Origin of the sequence: Epilithonimonas hispanica (assembly GCF_003385395.1) — a bacterium.
Classification (GTDB): Bacteria; Bacteroidota; Bacteroidia; order Flavobacteriales; family Weeksellaceae; genus Epilithonimonas; species Epilithonimonas hispanica.
Genome location: NZ_QNUG01000004.1, coordinates 100,652 through 121,910, shown reverse-complemented (window position 1 = coordinate 121,910; position 21,259 = coordinate 100,652). Strand labels below are relative to the sequence as shown.

21 protein-coding genes are annotated in these 21,259 nt (G+C 34.7%); 12 read left to right on the top strand and 9 right to left on the bottom strand.

Annotated elements, in window-relative coordinates; translation table 11 throughout:
- Positions 1 to 30 precede the first annotated feature (30 nt).
- On the top strand, positions 31 to 2,523 hold the full coding sequence (locus tag DRF58_RS02785; RefSeq protein ID WP_116032561.1) for a T9SS type B sorting domain-containing protein: 2,493 nt from the start codon (positions 31 to 33) through the stop codon (positions 2,521 to 2,523).
- Between the two features lie 51 nt (positions 2,524 to 2,574).
- Here DRF58_RS02785 and ffh read toward each other — a convergent pair whose 3' ends face one another.
- Together ffh and DRF58_RS18335 are read right to left on the bottom strand one after the other, a co-directional pair.
- The gene (gene ffh, locus DRF58_RS02780; RefSeq protein ID WP_116032560.1) at positions 2,575 to 3,939 is read right to left on the bottom strand and encodes a signal recognition particle protein; all 1,365 of its coding nucleotides are present in this window, start codon (positions 3,937 to 3,939) and stop codon (positions 2,575 to 2,577) included.
- 59 nt (positions 3,940 to 3,998) lie between these two features.
- Complete coding sequence (locus tag DRF58_RS18335) at positions 3,999 to 4,166, bottom strand: hypothetical protein (RefSeq protein WP_157966697.1); 168 nt, start codon at positions 4,164 to 4,166, stop codon at positions 3,999 to 4,001.
- Positions 4,167 to 4,692: 526 nt separating this feature from the next.
- Here DRF58_RS18335 and atpB point away from each other — a divergent pair.
- From atpB to DRF58_RS02735, 9 genes are all read left to right on the top strand, one after another.
- Positions 4,693 to 5,793 carry a F0F1 ATP synthase subunit A gene (atpB, locus tag DRF58_RS02775; protein WP_116032557.1) on the top strand — a complete coding sequence of 367 codons (1,101 nt, stop codon included), beginning with the start codon at positions 4,693 to 4,695 and terminating at the stop codon, positions 5,791 to 5,793.
- Positions 5,794 to 5,835: 42 nt separating this feature from the next.
- Positions 5,836 to 6,054, top strand: coding sequence for an ATP synthase F0 subunit C (locus tag DRF58_RS02770; protein ID WP_063968283.1), 219 nt, complete (start codon positions 5,836 to 5,838; stop codon positions 6,052 to 6,054).
- 95 nt (positions 6,055 to 6,149) lie between these two features.
- Positions 6,150 to 6,638, top strand: a complete 489-nt coding sequence (atpF, locus tag DRF58_RS02765; RefSeq protein WP_116032555.1) for a F0F1 ATP synthase subunit B — start codon at positions 6,150 to 6,152, stop codon at positions 6,636 to 6,638.
- A 5-nt stretch (positions 6,639 to 6,643) separates the two neighbouring features.
- Entirely contained in the window at positions 6,644 to 7,180 is a 537-nt protein-coding gene (atpH, locus tag DRF58_RS02760; RefSeq protein ID WP_116032553.1) for an ATP synthase F1 subunit delta, read from the top strand.
- 17 nt (positions 7,181 to 7,197) lie between these two features.
- Positions 7,198 to 8,775 (top strand): F0F1 ATP synthase subunit alpha, encoded by a 1,578-nt coding sequence (gene atpA / locus DRF58_RS02755; RefSeq protein WP_116032550.1) that lies wholly within the window; start codon positions 7,198 to 7,200, stop codon positions 8,773 to 8,775.
- An 87-nt stretch (positions 8,776 to 8,862) separates the two neighbouring features.
- The gene (gene atpG / locus DRF58_RS02750) at positions 8,863 to 9,729 is read left to right on the top strand and encodes an ATP synthase F1 subunit gamma (RefSeq protein ID WP_116032549.1); all 867 of its coding nucleotides are present in this window, start codon (positions 8,863 to 8,865) and stop codon (positions 9,727 to 9,729) included.
- A gap of 340 nt (positions 9,730 to 10,069) precedes the next feature.
- The gene (locus DRF58_RS02745; protein WP_116032546.1) at positions 10,070 to 11,428 is read left to right on the top strand and encodes a hemolysin family protein; all 1,359 of its coding nucleotides are present in this window, start codon (positions 10,070 to 10,072) and stop codon (positions 11,426 to 11,428) included.
- Positions 11,429 to 11,430: 2 nt separating this feature from the next.
- Positions 11,431 to 11,733, top strand: coding sequence for an ATP-dependent Clp protease adaptor ClpS (locus DRF58_RS02740; protein WP_116032544.1), 303 nt, complete (start codon positions 11,431 to 11,433; stop codon positions 11,731 to 11,733).
- Positions 11,734 to 11,865: 132 nt separating this feature from the next.
- Positions 11,866 to 12,081: a hypothetical protein gene (locus DRF58_RS02735; RefSeq protein WP_116032542.1), complete on the top strand. Its 216-nt coding sequence runs from the start codon at positions 11,866 to 11,868 to the stop codon at positions 12,079 to 12,081.
- A 295-nt stretch (positions 12,082 to 12,376) separates the two neighbouring features.
- On the opposite strand, the gene DRF58_RS02725 is transcribed toward DRF58_RS02735, so the two are convergent.
- A complete protein-coding gene (locus DRF58_RS02725) occupies positions 12,377 to 13,651 on the bottom strand; it encodes a Y-family DNA polymerase (protein ID WP_116032537.1) in 1,275 nt (424 codons plus the stop codon).
- 88 nt (positions 13,652 to 13,739) lie between these two features.
- On the opposite strand from DRF58_RS02725, the gene DRF58_RS02720 reads away from it, so the two are divergent.
- Together DRF58_RS02720 and DRF58_RS02715 are read left to right on the top strand one after the other, a co-directional pair.
- The gene (locus DRF58_RS02720; protein WP_116032535.1) at positions 13,740 to 14,516 is read left to right on the top strand and encodes an XRE family transcriptional regulator; all 777 of its coding nucleotides are present in this window, start codon (positions 13,740 to 13,742) and stop codon (positions 14,514 to 14,516) included.
- Between the two features lie 22 nt (positions 14,517 to 14,538).
- On the top strand, positions 14,539 to 15,147 hold the full coding sequence (locus tag DRF58_RS02715; RefSeq protein ID WP_116032532.1) for an alpha-ketoglutarate-dependent dioxygenase AlkB family protein: 609 nt from the start codon (positions 14,539 to 14,541) through the stop codon (positions 15,145 to 15,147).
- 45 nt (positions 15,148 to 15,192) lie between these two features.
- Here the strand turns inward: DRF58_RS02715 and DRF58_RS02710 are convergent, their stop codons facing one another.
- The 6 genes from DRF58_RS02710 to thrS all read right to left on the bottom strand — a co-directional run bounded on the left by DRF58_RS02710 (position 15,193) and on the right by thrS (position 21,221).
- Positions 15,193 to 16,455: a M20/M25/M40 family metallo-hydrolase gene (locus DRF58_RS02710; protein WP_116032530.1), complete on the bottom strand. Its 1,263-nt coding sequence runs from the start codon at positions 16,453 to 16,455 to the stop codon at positions 15,193 to 15,195.
- A gap of 116 nt (positions 16,456 to 16,571) precedes the next feature.
- Positions 16,572 to 17,756 carry a M28 family peptidase gene (locus tag DRF58_RS02705; RefSeq protein ID WP_116032528.1) on the bottom strand — a complete coding sequence of 395 codons (1,185 nt, stop codon included), beginning with the start codon at positions 17,754 to 17,756 and terminating at the stop codon, positions 16,572 to 16,574.
- 77 nt (positions 17,757 to 17,833) lie between these two features.
- Positions 17,834 to 18,178, bottom strand: coding sequence for a 50S ribosomal protein L20 (gene rplT, locus DRF58_RS02700; protein WP_074233035.1), 345 nt, complete (start codon positions 18,176 to 18,178; stop codon positions 17,834 to 17,836).
- Between the two features lie 121 nt (positions 18,179 to 18,299).
- Positions 18,300 to 18,497, bottom strand: a complete 198-nt coding sequence (gene rpmI, locus DRF58_RS02695) for a 50S ribosomal protein L35 (RefSeq protein ID WP_027384637.1) — start codon at positions 18,495 to 18,497, stop codon at positions 18,300 to 18,302.
- A 178-nt stretch (positions 18,498 to 18,675) separates the two neighbouring features.
- Complete coding sequence (gene infC / locus DRF58_RS02690; RefSeq protein WP_116032525.1) at positions 18,676 to 19,206, bottom strand: translation initiation factor IF-3; 531 nt, start codon at positions 19,204 to 19,206, stop codon at positions 18,676 to 18,678.
- A gap of 74 nt (positions 19,207 to 19,280) precedes the next feature.
- Positions 19,281 to 21,221, bottom strand: coding sequence for a threonine--tRNA ligase (gene thrS, locus DRF58_RS02685; protein ID WP_116032524.1), 1,941 nt, complete (start codon positions 21,219 to 21,221; stop codon positions 19,281 to 19,283).
- Between the last annotated feature and the right edge of the window lie 38 nt (positions 21,222 to 21,259).

Below are 21,259 nucleotides of genomic sequence, written 5' to 3'. Positions count from 1 at the left end.
TTCATCATATATAGAAATTGAAGAATGTAAATGAAAAATTCATATTTAATACTTTTTATTTTTTGTCAAATTTTTGTAAAAGCTCAATTAGATTTAGAACATTGGTTTCCTCCTGTTTTTAGTTCAGGTGCAAAAATTGATAATGCATTTATATCACTTTCTACCGATAAAGAAACTCCTTTCAAAGTTTATATTTATAATGGAAATAATTTAATAGATAATGTGATAATTGATAAATCCCATCCAGTAGAATATGATTTGGTACTCGGAAATATAATACAGTCTGTATATACATCATTCAAAGGAGATACAATGATTCCACTTGACAGAGGGTTGCATCTGGTAGGGGAAAATAGTTTTTACGCAAACCTTAAATATGTGGGTCTAAACTCGGAAATAATTTCGTCCAAAGGAAAGAGTGCATTAGGAAGATCATTCTTTGTCATAAATGATCAAAACCTTCTAAATGGTAGCTATAATACTTCTTCTATGAATTATCAGGCTTCTATTACAGCTTATTCTGATAATACAAAAATCAAAATATCCGATTATAGCAATGGACTAAAATTTACTGATGGTTCTGATAATAAAGAAATTAATATTATTCTGAATAAGAACCAAAGTTATATAGTTGCAGCGTTAAAAAAGGATAATACAACAGGTGCAATCAATGATTATTATGAACCTCATCTTATTGGTGCGATGATATCATCAGACAAGCCTATTATAGTAAGCAATGGTAATTTATTGAGTCAAGATGCAGGTGAAGCAGGTGGAAGTGTTAACATTGACCAAAACATACCTATAGAAAAATTAGGTAAGGAATATCTAATAGTTAATGGGATGGCAGAAGGAAATCTCTATACAGAGAAAGCAATTTTTGTAGCAACAGAAGATAATACACAGTTTTTTTTTAATGATGAAACTACACCTCTTTTCATATTAAATAAAGGAGAGCATTATATAGGACCATATCAATCGGATAAGAAGTTTTTAAATGGCTTAGAAGCGTCATTTACTAATGAAGAAGAAAGGCTTGTAGTAACATCTGCAATGTATATAAAAGCTACCAAACCAGTGTATTGTTATCAGCTTTTAGCAACGTTTCACGATAAACCAATTGATCCCAGAAATTATGAATATAAAGTTGGCGGAACAAGTGCTATGCTATTTTCATATCCATTGGATAAAGAATATCAAGTCCAAAATGTTATTATACCATGTATAGATGATATTGGAGGATTGAAAATGAGAAGTAAACTTTCTATTAAAACTGAAAAAAATGCCAACATTAAAATAAATGGAATCCAATTAACAGGAGGAACGGATATTTTGGGAAAGCCTGATTGGATATATCATACAGTTCAAAATTCAAAAGGAAATATTATAATAGAGTCAGATAAAAGCCTAAATGTTGACTTTATTGGAGGAACAACTAAGGCATATTCCGCTAGTTATTCAGGATACGCTGGAAGCGTTGTAAGCTATAGTAATGATCCTTTTATTACTCTAAATGGAAATTGTATTGAAGAAGGTTTACTGTTAAGACTTAATAATAACGTTTTTGATAAAATCCAATGGCAAAAAGATGGAATAGACATTATAGGTGCTAATGCTCCTACATATATTCCTAAAGAAGCTGGTATATATTTATGTGTTTTAACATATTCTAATGTTAATTATACTACAAATAGTTTCAATATACAGCATTGTCCTTATATTATTATAGAAAAAGATTTTGGCAAAGTATGTGAGGACTTGTCAATGTTAGCAAAATTCTCTCCACCTCATGAAGACCAAATTATTTCAAAATTAGAACTACTTACACAACCGCTTAATGGAAAAGTTATTGTAAATAATTTAAACTTAAAATATATTCCTGACACTAACTTTACTGGGGATGACAGATTTGTTTATAGGATGTGTACAGCAACTTCCGCACTATGTGAAACAGTAAAAGGTACAGTATATGTAAACAATAAACCTAACGCAGAAATAAAATCTGAATTGTACCCTATTACAGAAACTAGTGGTAAGGGTAAATATGACCTGAGTCAAGTTATAATTAACAAAGGCAGCGATAATTATGAATTTTATGAAGATATTAATTTAACAAAACTAATTACTAAACCTACAGAATATGAAACAGCATTGTTAAATGCGTATGTTAAGATTATATCCTTGTCTGGCTGCTTTATCAAAAAAGAAATTAAGCTTTTGACATTACAAGAAAATATTACTCTTTCAAACTTTTTTTCTCCTAATGATGATGGTGTCAATGATTATTGGGATTATTCCAAGCTAAAAGACTATTCTGAACTAGAGATAGCTATTTATAATAGGTGGGGTGGCAAAGTCTTTGAACACTCGAAAGTAAATAAAAATTTCAAATGGGATGGAAAAGATTTTAATGGTAAAACTTTACCTTCCAATACTTACTGGAGCTTATTAAAATGGAAAAATGCACGAACTGGAGTTCCCGTCAGTAAGCAAATATGGATATTATTAAAGTCAAGAAATTAAAAAAAAAGGTGTGATTTCAAATGAATCACACCTTTTTATTTAATTTATATTCTACCTCCCAAATAATCCGCCACCCATTCCAGGCATATTTGGCATTTTGCTCATCATCTGCATCATTTGCTTGCCTTGAGGGCCCTGCATCATCTTCATCATTTTCCCCATTTGGTCAAATTGTTTCATCAAGGCATTTACATCTTCTAGCTTTCTTCCCGAGCCTTTAGCAATTCTTTGTTTTCTGGAAACATTGATGATAGAAGGTTTTCTTCTTTCGTCAGGCGTCATTGAGTGGATAATTGCTTCGATGTGTTTGAAAGCATCGTCATTGATGTCCACATCTTTAATTGCTTTTCCAACACCAGGAATCATCCCCATAAGGTCTTTCATATTACCCATTTTCTTGATTTGGTTGATCTGCTTTAAGAAATCATCGAAACCAAATTCATTCTTCGCGATTTTCTTATGAAGTTTTTTAGCTTCCTCTTCATCAAACTGTTCCTGGGCTCTTTCAACCAAGGAAACAACATCTCCCATTCCTAGGATTCTGTCTGCCATCCTTTCTGGATAGAAAAGGTCCATTGCTTCCATTTTCTCTCCGGTAGAGATAAATTTGATAGGCTTTTCTACAACAGAACGAATTGTCAACGCCGCTCCACCACGTGTATCACCATCCAATTTCGTAAGAACAACACCGTCAAAATTCAAAGTATCATTGAAGGCTTTAGCCGTATTCACAGCATCTTGTCCTGTCATCGCATCGACTACGAAAAGCGTTTCAGTAGGTTTAATCGTTTGATGAACCGACTTGATTTCGTTCATCATCTGCTCATCAATCGCCAAACGACCAGCAGTATCCACGATGACTGTATCGAATCCGTTTGACTTCGCATAATTTATTGCATTTTCAGCAATCGCAACAGGGTTTTTATTCTCAAGTTCGGTGTAAACTTCAATATTGATTTGACCACCAAGAACTTTCAATTGGTCAATCGCTGCAGGTCTGTAAACGTCACAAGCTACCAAAAGTGGTTTTTTGCTTCTTTTTTGTTTCAGATAGTTGGCTAATTTTCCGGAGAAAGTTGTTTTACCAGAACCTTGTAGACCAGCAATCAAAATGACAGTCGGCTTCCCAGAAAGGTTGATTCCTTCTTGAGAACCACCCATCAGATCTACCAATTCATCGTGAACAATTTTCGTCATCAATTGTCCCGGCGTCAGAGAAGTCAAAACGTTTTCTCCAATCGCTTTATCCTGAACTCTTTTTGTTAGGTCTTTGGCAACTTTATAATTTACATCGGCATCCACCAATGCTCTTCGGATTTCCTTTACCGTTTCTGCAACGTTTATTTCCGTGATTTTTCCACGTCCGGAAATATTATGAAGTGCTTTATCTAGCTTGTCTTGTAAACTGTTGAACATAACTTTAATAAGATATTTAAGGTAGCAAAAATAAGAAAAATTAAGCAATCATCATTAGATTAAATATTAGATTTTGGGCATCTTAATCCGTCTTCCGCTCCCAAACCTTTAGGTTCGACGAAGTCAATCTTTTCACTCCGCTGCGCTGCGTAAAAAGGATTTCCGCTCAAGTCGGGCTGCAGATTCAATGTAAAACAATATTTGACATAAAATACGATGTTTGTCATTCTTTAGGAATCTCATCAAAGTTTAGATTCTTTCAGAATGACAAAGTATATGAAAATCCTTGCTGAGCAAAGCGTCTTCGCGAATCTTAAAATGTTTTCAATATTGTCAAAAAAATCATTGCGTGCTTTGCGTTAAAAACCTCCAACTAGATTTTCCTTACTTTTGCAAAATGGGTCAAATATTAACTTTTATAATTATTATTTCTTCATTGTCTATTCTAAATGTCACGATGTATTGGATCTTTTCATTATTCATTATTAATAGAAATAATCCAGGATTGAAATTTTTAGGAATCAACTTGTTGAAGGATATATTTTGGATTGTTATAATTTTATTTTTCATAGACAAAACAAAAGTTAATTTTTTATTTTTATGCCTAATTTTTTTAGTCGGCTCTTTTTTAATATACTACTTTGTGGTTATAAGGCTCAATAAATCATAGAATTACAGATTTGATAAAAATCATATAATTTAGTTTTTCTATCCATTATAAATCGATATATTTGCAAACCGATAAAATGTGTTATGAAGCTAAAAATTAATTCTGTTTTTTTTACGTTTTTGTTCATCTTTTCTAGCGTTTTCATCTCTGCTCAGCACGAAGTTGCTAATGTAGGTGAAACAGCAGAAATAGAAAAGGCCGAGAAATCATTTGATGCAAAGAAAATGATAATGGAGCATATCGGCGATTCTAATGAATGGCATCTGATGACTCTGAATGAAGGGACTGCGGAAGAGAAACATATCTCTGTTCCATTGCCAATCATTATTAAAGACGAAACTGGCATTCATACATTTTTATCATCTTCTGTAGCGCATGGTCACGAGCATGATGGATATACTTTGCACGAAGGGCAATTAGTATCTACTAAAGGTTTGGAAAAAGCAACATTGTTCGGTTTGATTGGAGGTAAGCAAGATTCCGGAAAGGTTTTTTATGATTTTTCTATCACAAAAAATGTTTTTACAATGTTATTATCAGTTGTGTTTATGTTGGTTATCTTCATTGGAATGGGGAGAAGTTATAAAAATTCTATGATGCCAAAAGGAGTTGGTAGGATTTTAGAGCCAATCGTTATTTTCATCCGTGACGAAGTAGCAATTCCAAATATTGGATCTTCAAAATACAAAAGGTTTATGCCTTATTTATTGACAGTATTTTTCTTTATATGGATTAATAACCTCTTCGGATTGATTCCATTCTTTCCTTTTGGAGCTAACTTGACCGGGAATATAGCAATTACTGCAGTTTTAGCAATTATTACTTTGGTGATTACGCTTTTCAGTGCCAACAAAGATTACTGGAAGCATATTTTCATGCCGCCGGTTCCGATTTTGCTTTACCCTATTATGGTTCCGATTGAGATTATTGGCGTGTTTACAAAGCCGTTTGCTTTGATGATGCGACTTTTTGCCAACGTAACGGCAGGTCACATTATGATACTGGCGATTATTTCATTGATATTTATTTTTAAAACACCATTATTAGGATTTGCATCTGTGCCTTTGGCATTATTCATTTCTGTATTGGAGTTATTGGTTGCAGTATTGCAGGCGTATATTTTCACAGTATTGTCAGCATTATTTATTGGAATTGCAGTACAGGATCACTCACACGAACATTAAGATACAATTAAAAAGAACATATTTAACCTAAATAATTTTATTATGGATTTAACAACTGGAGCAGGATTAATTTACGTAGGGATCGGTTTAGCAGTATTAGGCGTAGGTCTAGGAATTGGTAAAATCGGTGGACACGCAATGGATGCTATCGCTAGACAACCGGAACAAGCTGGTAAAATTCAGGGAGCAATGCTTATCGCAGCTGGTCTTATTGAAGGAGCTGGTCTTATTGCGATTATTTTTGGTGCATTCATCAAGTAATCCTTATTACATCTAAGTCTTAGCAAAACGGTTGGTTTTGCTAAGACTTTTCTTAAATTCAAAAAAATTATTTTAATTAATAAAAAACTTAGATTATGATAGAGCCGGGCATAGGTTTATTATTTTGGATGACACTTACATTCATCATCCTATTGTTTTTATTAGCAAAATTTGCGTGGAAACCAATCCTTAATGCGGTTAACCAGAGAGAAGTGACGATTATCGATGCACTGAACCAGGCTAAGCTGGCCAAACTGGAAATGGCACAGCTGAAAGAAGATAACGAGAGGATCCTTCGTGAGGCCAGAGCAGAAAGAGATGGTATTCTTAAAGAAGCAAGAGAGCTTAAAGATAAAATAGTAAATGAAGCTAAAGATAACGCTAAGGTAGAAGGTGAAAAACTAATTGCTGCAGCGAGACAGTCTATCCAAAGTGAAAAATTAGCAGCAATGGCTGATATAAAGAATCAAATTGGGTCTTTGTCTGTTCTTATTGCCGAAAATATTTTAAAAGAAAAATTGGACGACAATGGTGCTCAAAACGCTTTGGTAGAAAATATTCTTAATAAATCTAACCTTAACTAATCAGGATGCTGACATCTAAAGTAGCTAAAAGATACGCACAAGGTTTACTGGATTTCACACAGGAATCTGGTAATACAGAATCTGTTTTCAATGAGATGAAAGACATTGTTAAAATAATGTCGCAATCTAAAGACCTGAATCAGTTTTTCAGTACACCCATCATTGATGCAAGAAAGAAAGAAGCAATTGCTTTAGAAATATTCAAGGATTTTTCACCTGTTGCTAAAAATATCATCAGATTGATCATCAAGCAAGGGAGAGAATCTCAGCTCAAAGGTATTGCTCAGGAATTCATTAATAAAGTAGAAGACATCAAAGGGACTCAGAGAATTTCTTTGACAAGCGCTTCTAAGTTATCAGAACAAAATATTCAAAAGATTATTGCTGATTCCAAAATGGTCAATGTTACTAACTATGATTTGGAAACGATTATCAAACCAGAAATTCTCGGAGGTTATATCCTGAGAGTAGGTGATCAGCAAATTGATGCTTCAGTTAGAACTAAACTTAGCAACATCAAAAAAGAATTTCAACTTAATTAAGAAAAAACAACCATATAATGGCAGAAATAAATCCGGCAGAAGTATCAGCGATACTGAAGCAGCAATTAGCAAATTTCGATACTCAATCTAACGTAGAAGAAGTTGGTACTGTTCTTACAATAGGTGATGGTATTGCTCGTGTTTACGGTTTAGAAAACGTTCAGTACGGAGAATTGGTAAGATTCGAAGCTGGTGTAGAAGGTATCGTTCTTAACCTTGAAGAAGATAACGTAGGTGTTGCTCTTCTTGGTGAATCCAAATTGGTAAAAGAAGGCGATACTGTAAAAAGAACTAACAGAATTTCTTCTATCAAAGTTGGAGAAGGAATGCTTGGTAGAGTTGTTGATACTCTAGGAAATCCAATCGATGGTAAAGGATCTATCGAAGGTGAGCTTTACGAGATGCCTTTGGAAAGAAAAGCACCAGGAGTTATCTTCCGTCAGCCGGTAACTGAGCCCCTTCAGACTGGTATCGTTGCGATTGACTCAATGATTCCTGTAGGAAGAGGACAAAGAGAGTTGATTATTGGTGACAGACAAACTGGTAAAACGGTTGTAGCTATCGATACCATTATCAATCAAAAAGAATTTTATGATGTTGGTCAGCCAGTATATTGTATATATGTTGCAATTGGACAAAAAGCTTCCACTGTAGCACAAATCGTTAAAACGTTAGAAGATAAAGGCGCTTTGGCTTACACTGTGGTTGTGGCTGCAAATGCTTCTGACCCAGTTCCAATGCAGGTTTACTCTGCAATGGCAGGTGCTTCTATCGGAGAATATTTCCGTGATACTGGTCGCGCTGCTTTGATCGTTTATGATGATTTATCAAAACAAGCGGTTGCTTACCGTGAGCTTTCTCTTCTATTAAGAAGACCACCAGGACGTGAGGCTTACCCAGGAGACGTTTTCTACTTACACTCAAGATTGTTGGAAAGAGCAGCAAAAGTAATTGCTGATGATTCTATCGCAAAACAAATGAATGATTTGCCAGAATCTCTTAAGCCAATCGTGAAAGGAGGTGGTTCATTAACAGCTCTTCCTATCATCGAAACTCAAGCTGGTGACGTTTCTGCATACATTCCTACAAACGTGATCTCAATTACAGACGGACAGATTTTCCTAGAGTCTGATTTGTTTAACTCAGGTGTTCGTCCAGCAATTAACGTTGGTATCTCTGTATCTAGAGTAGGAGGTAACGCTCAAATCAAATCAATGAAAAAAGTGTCTGGTACCTTGAAATTAGACCAGGCTCAATATAAAGAATTGGATGCGTTTGCTAAATTCGGTTCTGACCTAGATGCTGCAACTTTGGCGGTAATCTCTAAAGGAGAAAGAAACGTGGAGCTTTTGAAACAGCCGGTGAACTCTCCACTTCCTGTAGAAAGCCAAGTGGCTATGATTTATGCAGGAACAGAGAATCTATTGAGAAATATCCCTATCAGAAAAGTGAAGGAGTTTCAGGTAGAATATGTTGATTTCCTGAGAAATAAACACCCAGAAGTTATGTCAGCGCTTAAAGCTGGTAAGATTGATGACTCAATCACAAGCACTTTGAAACAAGTTGCAACTGACCTTACAGCGAAGTATAATTAATAAAATTAGTTGATGGTTTTTGGTTGATAGTTGACAGAATTTTCTAAAACTAACAACCAACAACCGACAACCAACAACTAAATATATATGGCAAACTTAAAAGAAATACGAGGCAGAATTTCATCTATATCTTCTACGATGCAAATTACCAGTGCTATGAAAATGGTTTCCGCTGCGAAACTAAAGAAAGCACAAGACGCAATCGTAATGCTGAGACCTTACTCAGAAAAACTTCAGGAGATTATAGAGAACGTAAGTGCTGCTTCTGATGCAGAAAACATCTCTGAGTTCGCAGTAGAAAGAGAAGTGAAAAAAGTCCTTTTTATTACCGTAACTTCCAACAGAGGTTTGGCTGGTGCTTTCAACTCTTCTGTTATCAAAGAATTGAATACTCAGTTCGCAGCTAACGAAAATGTAGAAGTTGAAGTTTTAACCATCGGTAAAAAAGCTTTTGATGCGTTGAGAAAAAACAGAACGGTTTATGAAAACCACAGTTCTCTGTTTGATAACCTTTCTTTCGACTACGTTTCAAATATGACGGGCAAAGTAATGGCGGATTTCAAAGCAGGAAAATTTGATAAAGTCTATGTTGTTTACAACAGGTTTATCAATGCTGCAACGCAGGAAGTGGTTACTGAGCAGGTTTTGCCAATTGCTGTTTCAGCGGAGAAAACTACATACGAGGTTAACGTAGATTACATCTTCGAACCTGGAAGACAAGAGATTTTGGAAACATTGATTCCTAAGTCTATCAAAACTCAAATCTTCAAAGCTGTTTTGGATTCTGTAGCATCAGAACACGGTGCAAGGATGACAGCAATGCACAAGGCAACCGATAATGCAGAAGCACTTAGAAATGACCTAAGAATCTTCTACAACAAAGCAAGACAGGCAGCCATTACCAATGAGATATTAGAAATTGTTTCTGGAGCAGAGGCTCTTAAGAACAGTTAAGAAAAATAAGTTAAAGTTAGTAGTTAGTTATAAAAAGCATTGGAGGTCAAACTTCAGTGCTTTTTATTATTTTGGGCAGCTTTATCCGCCCTCCGCTCCCAAACCTAACGAAGTGGTTCGACGAAGTCAATCTTTTCACTCCACTGCGTTGCGTAAAAAGGATTTCCGCTCAAATCGAGGAACGAGATTCATCGATTCAAATGAAAAAATATATAAATAGGAGATAAGTCGGGCTGCGAGCGATTCAATGTTTCAATCATTTTCTCAGACTTAATACACAGTACAAATTCAAATTAAAAAAAATATCTATCTTTGCAGATATTGTATATAACAAAATTAAATGGACCCCGATAGTTTAGTCAAACTTCTCATTGCATTATTTTTAGTTCTTCTGAATGGCTTTTTCGTAGCCGCCGAATTCTCAATCGTCAAAGTACGATACTCTCAAATCCAGTTAAAAGCTGCCGAGGGAAACACAATGGCTAAACAAGCCGAAAACATTATCAAAAATCTTGACGCTTACTTGTCAGCAACTCAGTTAGGAATTACCCTGGCATCATTGGCGTTAGGTTGGGTTGGAGAAAGCGCTTTGCATCATATCATAGAATCTATTTTCCATTCATTGAATATAGAATTAGCTGAAGCTACAGTAACAACAATCTCTGTAGTTTGTAGTTTCTTGTTGATTACTGTGATGCACATTGTTTTTGGAGAATTGGTTCCAAAGTCGATTGCTATTAGAAAGTCTGAAGCTACAACACTTTTCATTGCATATCCGTTGCATTTATTTTACAATGTTTTCCGTCCATTTATTTGGTTGATGAATTCATTATCTAATGGATTTTTAAGAGTGATTAAAATTCATCCAGCTTCGGAACAAGATATTCACTCTACAGAAGAACTTCAGTTGTTGGTAAAACAATCTGCTGACAGCGGAGAAATAGAAGAGGAAAATTACGAAATCATAAAAAATGCATTTGATTTTACAGACCACAATGCAAAGCAAATTATGATTCCGAGACAAAATATCTCTTCTATCGATATCGAAGATAGCACGGAAGAAATTATTTCTCAAATAATGGACAGCGGATATTCTCGTATTCCTGTTTATGAAGGTTCTATTGATAATATTGTAGGTATTTTCTATACCAAAGAAATCATCAGAGAATACATCAAAAGCAAAGGCGAATTGACTCACGAAGATTTGAAAGGGCTTATGAGAGAAGCGTTTTTTGTTGTGGGAAGCAAGAAAATTTCTGATTTGTTGAAAGTATTCCAATTCAAGAAACAACATATGGCGATTGTCATTGATGAATTTGGTGGAACCGAAGGTATTATTACGCTGGAAGATATTCTGGAAGAGTTGGTTGGAGAAATCCAAGATGAGGAAGATGAAGAAGAGAAAATCGTTGACAAAGTAGGAGAGAATACTTTTTGGGTAAAGGCAACGCAACCGTTGGACGAAATCAACGAGCAACTACCAAGAAAAATTCCGCTTTCTGAAGAAGGAGAATACAACACGTTAGCAGGATTTATTCTAAATGAGTTACAAGATATTCCAGAAGAAAATCAAGAATTCGATTATGACGCTTATCATTTTAAGATTCTTAAGATGCAGAATAAAAGTGTGGAATTGGTAGAATTGTTCTACAACAAATCTTTGATTGAAGATATTACAGACGAAATTACAGAAGCTTAAAAATGAAAATCTATAATAACAAGTCTTATGACCAGCCAAAACGCCAGTACGAGGAAGAAGTATTGGTGATGGAAGAAGTAGATGAAGTGTATAAATTGGTGCTTCATAATGACGATGTCAATACATTCGATTTTGTGATAGAATGTTTGATTGAGATTTGTGAACATACTTTGGAACAAGCGGAACAATGTACAATTCTAGTTCATTACAAAGGAAAATGTACCGTTAAAACAGGCGCATTAGAAAAACTTAAACCAATGAATCAGGCGTTGCTTGACAGAGGATTAAGTTCAGAAATAGTTTAAAATAAAGCGATTGCAGAGGTAATCGTTTTTTTTAGTTTATTAACTTCATTTTCAAAATACAAATATTTGTCTGCGATTTATATTATAGTTAATTTCGTTAAACAATAATTAGTACTCTAAATATTTTAAATTATGATTTCTTACAACGTTACTATTCCAGATGAGAAACAATCTTTTTTTCAAGAATTTTTGGAAATTATTGGAGCAGATTATGAAAAAAAACAAAATGATTTTCAACTATCTAGCGAACAGAAAAAAATCTTGGATGAAAGATTGAAATCAGATAAAAAAGATTTTGTCCCAGCTAGAGAAGCTTTGAATAAACTTCGTCAAAAATATGAATTATAATCTTGTAATTCCAGACCAAGCGCAAGAGGATAAATCAAGCTTATGAATATTACTCTGAAATTTCCTTATCTGTATTACAATCTTTTGATGGCCAATTAGAAAGAGTTTATCAATCTTTAGAAATAAATCCATTCTTCCAATTTCGATATAAAAAATTAAGAGCTTTGCCTTTTAAATCTTTTCCTTATATGGTTTTCTTTGATATAAATGAACAAGAGAAAGCAATCTATATCTATTCCGTTTTCAATACCAACCAAGACCCAGAAAAATACCCAAAGGTGAAATAAATATTGTTTTAATGAAATCTATAATTGGCTTCGGGCAAGATATTATTCTTCAGAAATTCCTCATATTCTGGCGAAAGTGTTGCTCTTCCATAAGTGTTTTTTCCAGACATTCCACCCAGACGAATTTTATCTTTCCCATATTTTGAATTAAGCTTGTCGATGGCTTTCATAATAGGAATATGTTTAGAATCAATGTCTTCTTCAAAAAGATTAATCAATCTTTCATTATCTGGAACAAAACTTGAAACCATAACACCTGCTTTTTTATAATGAAATCCTTCTTTGAAAATCGCTTCAAAAATCGAATTCGCATACTTTGCCAGAACAATAGACGAACTGCTCGGATTCGGCAAAACAATAGAAAATCCGTCTTTATATTCGCCTAACTCTTTTCGGAATCGGTTGGTTTGAATAAAAACACTGATAACTTTACAGCAAGAATTTTGTTTCCTTAATTTCTCGGCACAATAGATTGCAAAAGTTTCTATACGTTCTGCGATTTCTTCTTTGTTGGTAAGCATTTTCATAAAACTTCTGCTCACAACAATCGATTTTTTTGCAGACGGAGAATCGAGTTCTAGTTGAGGAATGCCTTTTAGTTCATTAATCATTCTAACACCTTGGATTCCCATTATTTTCCGAATCCACATCTCGGGTTTATCGAGCAAATCCCAAGCTTTATAAATACCGTGATCCATCATTTTAGCTGCTGTTCTTCTCCCGATTCCCCAAACATCTCCGATATCCAAATCTTTCAATGCAGATTCAATTTTCTCTTTTGTATCCATTATATAAACACCATTGGAATATTTCTCGGTATTCTTTTTTACAATATGATTAGCTACTTTACAAAGTGTTTTCGTTGGAGCTAAACCGATGCTGACAGGAAGCTTGAGTTCGTCTTTAATCTGTTTTCTGATTTGACAACAATATTGATTCAAATCAAAATATTTGAAACCGTGGAAGTCAAGAAATAATTCGTCAATACTATAAATTTCATAATCTAAAACAAAGCTTTTTGCCATTTTCATTACTTGTTGGCTACAATAATTATAAAGTTCAAATTTTGCAGAAAATGCTTTCACATTATGTTCCGCAAACAAATCTTTGTATTTGAAAGCTGGCGCACCCATCGGAATTCCCAATGCTTTAGCTTCGTTGCTTCTGGAAACCACGCATCCATCATTATTAGACAAAACAACCACAGGCTGATTCTCTAGCGTAGAATCTAGAGTTCTTTCGCAGGAAACAAAAAAATTGTTACAGTCTAGGAGTGCATACATATCAAAAATAATGGATTGAATTTCTTAATGTCAAAATTAGTTACATTTTAAAACATTATTATTATATTTGTCGTTACAAATTATAACAATGTCTATTTTTTCAGATAACATCAGGTTTTTGAGAGCAAAGAAAATGACAACTCAACAAGAGCTGGCAGACACATTAATTATAACAAGGTCGAGATACGTTTCGTATGAAGATGGACGTTCAGAACCTCCGTACGATGTTTTGATTACAATGTCTAAGTTCTTTCATATCAGTATCGATTTGCTTTTGACAGTGGATATTAGGAAATATCCTTTGGAAGAAATGATGAATCTGCCGGATAATAGAATTGTCCTTCCAATTATAGTTGATGAGTCAGGAAATAACAGCATCGAAATCATACCTCAAAAAGCTTCGATGGGTTATTTGTCGGGTTACAGCGACCCTGAATATATAGAAAGTCTTCAGAGAATTTCTTTACCGTTTTTGACTAATGGAAAGTACAGAGCTTTTCCTGCACAAGGTGATTCTATGCCTCCTTTCAAAGATGGTTCGTTTATTATTGGAAAATATGTTGAAGATATTGAGGATTTGAAAATTAATAAAAGCTACATTTTCGTGACATTGAATGACGGGATTTCTTACAAACGATTCAAAGGTCAAAAGAAAAAATCTATCGAAGTTTCGGCAGACAATACTTTTTATCAACCTTATGAAATTCCGTTAAGTGAGATTGTGGAAATCTGGCAATATGCATCGGGAATTTTTCCTGAGGATTTTGAACCAGATAATTTTGATAATTATAATCTGAAGGATATGTTTTTGGAAATTAGAAGAGATATCAAAGAGTTGGATAACAAAGTTTCAAATGCAAAATAATTTTAGGACATATAGCACAAATATGCAACTCAGTTTGTTTGATGCAGGCGAATATTATCAGTTTCCTACTGAGTTATTAGATTACACCGAACATTTTTTGTCAGAGGAAAGGGCCACAGAAATCGAAAAAAATCTTATAAAAAATGTGCCTTGGAAACAAAGTACACAGAAATTATTTGATAAAGAAGTTCTGACGCCACGTTTGACAGCTTGGTACGGTGATGATGAAAAATCGTATCATTTAGGAGGCAATGAGTTCAGTGTCAATGCTTGGACACCCGAACTTCTGGGTTTGAAATATAAAATTCAAAAGCTGACAGGACATCAGTTTAATTCTGTTTTGCTCAATTTTTATAGAGATGGTAATGATTCGGTCGCTTGGCATCGGGACAAAGAAAGCGAATTAGGAAATCGTCCGGCAATTGCTTCAGTCAGTTTTGGGCAAGTAAGGAATTTCGATTTTAGAAAAAAAGATAATCATCAGAATAAATATAGTTTACCTTTGCAACACGGCTCTTTGCTTGTTATGAAAGGTGATTTGCAAACCCATTGGGAACATCGTATCGCCAAATCTAACAGACCAATGAAACCTCGAATTAATTTGACGTTTCGCCAAATCCGTGAATTGTAAATATAAAAAAAACCGATTGATAATTCAATCGGTTTTTTCATTTGGTTAGAATTTTACTGTGAATACTTTTTCTTCTCCGTTACGTTTTACGGTTACAGGATGTTCTTCTCCAGAATTCACTTTTGCCAGACAATCCATATAAGAATAGACTTCTTTCACCTCGCAAGTTCCGATTTTTGTGAGAATATCGCCTTGTAGGATTCCAGCATTGGCTGCTGGTCTATTATCTATTACACCATCGATTCCCATTCCGTCTTTGGTGTCTGCGTAATTTGGCATAATTCCTAGACTTACTTTGTATTTTGGGACAGATTTGGTTGCGGCAACTTTGGTTTTGGTGAAAGGAATTTCTTTCTCATTCCCTAAAGCATTCGCTAAATTGAAAACATAATTAGTGATAGTTTTTTGTCCAGGATAATTAATTTTTTCAGCATCATCAGTTGGTTTATGATAATCTGTATGAGTTCCTGTAAATAAAAACAAAACCGGGATATCTTTCAAATAAAATGACGTATGATCGCTTGGTCCAACACCAGATTCATCAAGAGATAAGTTAATACTTTCTGGTTTATATTTTTTCACCAAGTCAGGAAGAATAGGAGAGGTTCCAACACCACCAACTGTTAGATTGTTATCTTTATTCAGGCGTCCAACCATATCCATATTAATCATAAAAATGGTATTTGGATAATTGGTTTTGATGGTTTCTGCCAATTTTTTAGAACCCATTAATCCATCTTCTTCGCCTGAGAACAAAGCGAAAATATAATTGACGTTTTCCTTGGTTTTATTTTGCGAAAATAGACGTGCTAATTCCAAAACAGCTGCAGTTCCAGAAGCGTTATCATCAGCACCATTATGGATTTGGCCTTGCGAGTTTGCTAATGTCGAATTATGGTGTTCGTTAAGTCCAAGATGATCGTAATGTGCGCCAATTACAATCGTTTTCTCAGCTTTGTTGTCTAGAACGGCGATTACATTTTTGCCTTTTACTGTTGTAGATGTTTTATCATCGTGAGGATTGAGTTTTACGTTATATTCAAAATTTTGGATAAATTCCTTTCCTTCATAAAGCTTTAATCCTAATTTTTTGAACTCTGCTGAAAGGTAATTAGCAGCCTTTGTTTCGCCTTCAGAACCTGTCAGTCTTCCTTGTAATTCATCGGAAGCCAAATAATAAATATGCTTTTTGAGATTCTCTTCATTGACTTGCTCAGAGTTTGATTTTTGTTGAGAATAATATAACGTAGAAATTCCTAATAATGAAAGTATTGATACTTGTTTTAGTTTGGTTATTGATAAAAACACAAATTCTAATTTTTATTAAGAACAAATCTAATGTTTTTTGATTGATTTATTATCCCAATATTTATCATAAAAAATCCCGAGATATTTCTCAGGATTAATATTTGAAAGCATTTTAATTATTCAATAATAATTTTCTTGGTAATCTTATTATTTTCAATGGTCATTGTTCCAAGATAAACGCCAGGTTTCAGTTGAGAAATATTGATTTGATGACTATTGTCTTTGCTAGTCAAAATGTGATTTCCATTCATATCAATCATTTCAAATGTAAAATTCTTAACTGAGTTATCAATTTTCAAATTCAAAATATTCTTAGCTGGATTAGGATAAAACTTCACAGATTCCAATTTTTTTGATATTGATGAATCTTCTGCAGCCAAAGTCGTAGTAGAAGCTACTGCAAAATGCTGTATAGAACCCACAGCGGATTTTCCAACATTCAAAACGTAAACAGGATCCATATTGATTAAAAGATCATTGGCTGTATGGACATATGGATTGTTGTAACCGCCTTCATATTCCCAATAGCCTGTGATGATTTCTCCATTCTGTTGGAAAGGGACATAATCTGTGCTTTCCGCAGGATCGAAATCTACTGCTAATGGAGAATATAATAAAGTACAATTAGCTAATTCCTGAACTGCAGTAGCTGCTGCCGCATTATTGCTTGATGGATTGCTTTGATCTTTATCATGGTAAAGTTTGGTATTCGCTTTTGATGCTAATCCTCCGACTTGATCCAGATTTACTACAACCTTGATATCCATTTTGGGATTTGTTCCATTGACTACTTGAGAGACATATCTTGAACTACCCAAGAGACCTTGTTCTTCGCCGGAGAAATGAATGAACTTGATAGAATACTCAGTTGGGATGTCTTTTAAAATTCTTGCTAATTCCAAAATGATAGAAGTTCCGCTTCCGTTGTCATTAGTTCCCGGACCATTGATCGAATCAAAATGTCCGCAGACAATCACAAATTTATTGGGATAAAGAGTTCCCGTTTTGGTAACGATAAGGTTTTTAGAAGAATAGCCACTTGCTGTCCAAGAATGTTCAAAAAAATCTGCTGTTGTATAACCTAAAGCTGTGTATTTGGTTTTTAACCAATTGAACGCATTAGTATTTTGAGTCGTTCCGGTTCTTTTTACTCCGAGAGCTTCAAATTCTTGCAAATAAGTATTGATATTAGTTTGAGAAATCTGATTAGCCCTGTCTTGATATGCTTGTATAAAAGTCTGTGCTTTGGAAATCTGAACAGATGCGATTAATATAAAAGAGAAAATAGTTCTTTTTATCATTATTGAAAATTTATTAACAAAAATAAAAAATCCTGAGATATTTCTCAGGATTTGATATTGATAACAAAGATTTGTAATTATTTTACTTGATCTACAACAGCTTTGAAAGCTTCAGGGTGGTTCATTGCAAGGTCTGCAAGAACTTTTCTGTTAAGCTCGATGTTGTTTTTCTTAAGAGCTCCCATAAACTGAGAGTAAGATAATCCGTGCTCTCTAGCACCCGCGTTGATACGAGTTACCCAAAGGCTTCTGAAGTTTCTTTTCTTCTCTTTTCTACCACGGTAAGCATATTGCATTGCTTTTTCTACCGCGTTTTTAGCTACAGTCCAAACGTTCTTTCTTCTACCGAAAAAACCTTTAGCTTGCTTAAGTACTTTTTTTCTGCGCGCTCTAGACGCTACAGCGTTTACTGATCTTGGCATAATGTTAATTGTTTTTTTGAAATGTGCGGTAACTATTTCATTACTCTTAGTGGCTCCATTTCAGGGTTAAATTGTTGAATTTGTTTTGAATTCTTATAAACCGAATATAGATTTATAAAAACTACTTAATTGCTAATTGTCTCAAAACACTCTTTGTGTCCACAGCAGCAACGTAAGAAGTTTGCGTTAGATTTCTCTTTTGCTTAGTTTCTTTCTTTGTCAAGATGTGGCTTTTGAAAGCATTTTTTCTTTTGATCTTACCTGTTCCAGTAAGAGCAAAACGCTTTTTAGCACCTGATTTCGTTTTTAATTTTGGCATTGTTCTGCTTTTTATAGTTTGTTATCAATATTCTATTTTGATTCCTAAAACATAATTAGGAATAATAGTTTGCAAAATTACAAAAAAATTCTGAAACCATAACTTTAATAATTATGGAACAAATGAAAAACCTCAAAAATTAATTCGAGGTTTTATATATCATTGAATTTTATCAATATTATTTTGCTGGCTTCTTAGGGCTCATCATCATAATCATTCTTTTTCCTTCAAGCTTAGGAAGCTGATCTACTTTCCCAACGTGCTCTAGTTCTTGAGCTAATTTCAAAAGAAGAATCTCTCCTTGATCTTTGAAGATGATAGAACGTCCTTTGAAGAAAACATAAGTCTTCAATTTGGAACCTTCTTCCAAAAATTTTTCAGCGTGCTTTTTCTTGAAGTCGTAATCGTGATCATCAGTCTGAGGACCAAATCTGATTTCTTTTACAACTACTTTTACTTGCTTCGCTTTTAGTTCCTTTGTCTTTTTCTTTTGCTCGTACAAAAATTTTTTATAATCCAAAATACGAGAAATGTAAGGCTCTGCTTTATCAGAAATAACGACAAGGTCAAGCTCTTGCTCTCTTGCTATTTCTAAAGCTTTTGCTAATGGATAAACTCCTGGTTCAACGTTTTCTCCTACAAGACGTACTTCTCTTGCACGAATTTTATCGTTGATTTGATGAAGGTCTTCTTGGACTGGACGTCTCATCGGACCTCTGCTGTTGTTTCTTTTTAGTGCTATGGTTGTAAAATTTTAAAATTAATATTCTTTATAAGGTTTTATTAATTTGAGCCTAATTCAAATGCTGGTTTTGCCTGCTTTTTGAAATAAGTGATGAATGCATCAATCGTCATTTCTCCCAAATCTCCTTCGCCTCTTCTTCTTACAGAAATCGTACCGTTATTTTCTTCATTTTCACCTACAATAAGCATAAATGGAAGTTTTTTTAATTCGGCATCACGGATTTTTTTACCCGTTTTCTCGTTTCTGTCGTCAATCAATCCGCAAATATCGTGAATTTCCAATGATTCTGAAACTTTTTTTGCATAATCTGCATACTTTTCACTGATAGGCAAAATCGTAAACTGTTCCGGACTCAGCCAAAGTGGGAAATCTCCCGCTGTATTTTCAATCAGAATCGCAATGAATCTTTCCATAGAACCAAACGGCGCTCTATGAATCATCACTGGTCTGTGTTTCTCATTATCATTACCATTATACCAAAGGTCAAATCTTTCAGGTAAGTTGTAATCTACTTGGATTGTTCCAAGCTGCCAACTTCTTCCCAAAGCATCTTTTACCATAAAGTCAAGCTTCGGACCGTAGAAAGCGGCTTCACCGTATTCAGTTACAGTTTTAAGACCTTTAGCTTTTGCTGCAGATACGATGGCGCTTTCTGCTTTCTCCCAGTTCTCATCGGAACCAATATATTTTTCTTTGTTTTCTGGGTCTCTTAATGAAATTTGAGCTGTAAAATCAGCAAATCCAAGGGAACCAAAAACATACAATACAAGGTCAATAACTTTTTCGAATTCCTGCAATAATTGGTCAGGCGTACAGAAAAGGTGAGCATCATCCTGAGTAAACCCACGAACTCTTGTCAAACCGTGTAATTCTCCGGACTGCTCATATCTGTAAACTGTTCCAAACTCTGCATAACGTTTTGGTAAATCTTTATAAGACCATTGCTGCGCTTTATAAATCTCGCAGTGGTGTGGGCAGTTCATTGGTTTCAACAAAAACTCTTCACCTTCATTTGGTGTTTTGATTGGCTGAAAACTATCTTCGCCATATTTCTCCCAATGTCCGGAAGTGATATATAATTCTTTCGCTCCAATGTGTGGAGAAATCACGAATTCGTAGCCTTGTTTTTTCTGAGCTTTGGAAAGGAATTCCTCTAATTTTTTTCTAAGCGCAGCTCCTTTTGGCAACCAAAGTGGAAGTCCGGCACCAACTTTTTCTGAGAATGCAAAAATCCCCAATTCTTTCCCGAGTTTTCTGTGGTCTCTTCTTTTCGCTTCTTCAAGTCTTTCAAGATATTCTGTCAGTTCTTTTTGTTTTGGGAAAGAAACGCCGTAAACTCTTGTCAATTGCGGGTTTTTCTCGTCACCTCTCCAGTAAGCTCCAGCTGCGTTTAATATTTTTACAGCTTTTACAATTCCAGTTGAAGGGATGTGACCACCTCTACAAAGGTCTGTGAAGTTGTCGTGCGTCACAAAAGTGATTTCGCCATCAGACAAATTTTCAATCAATTCAGTTTTAAAAGGATTGTCTGCGTATTCTTTTAGTGCATCAGCTTTTGAAACTTCTCTAAGGTTGAAAGTGGAATTTTTCTTAGCGTTTTCTAAGATTTTCTTTTCCAGTTTTTCGAAGTCATTTTCAGACAAAGGCTTTCCTCCGAAATCTACATCATAATAGAATCCGTTTGCGATTGCAGGCCCGATTGTCAGCTTTGCGTCAGGATAAAACTCCATAATTGCCTGAGCCAAAAGGTGGGCAGAAGAATGCCAGAATGCTTTTTTACCCATATCGTCATTCCACGTCAAAAGCTGCACTGTAGAATCCTCCGTTATCGTGGTTTCTACTTCTGTCTGTTTTCCGTTAACGATTGCAGAAATGGTATTTCTTGCCAAACCGTCACTTATACTTTGCGCAACTTGTAGTGGAGTAACTGCTCCTTCATATTCTCTGATGCTGCCATCAGGAAGTGTAATTTTTAGCATTATGACTGAAATTTTTTAGGATGCAAAAATAGTGATTT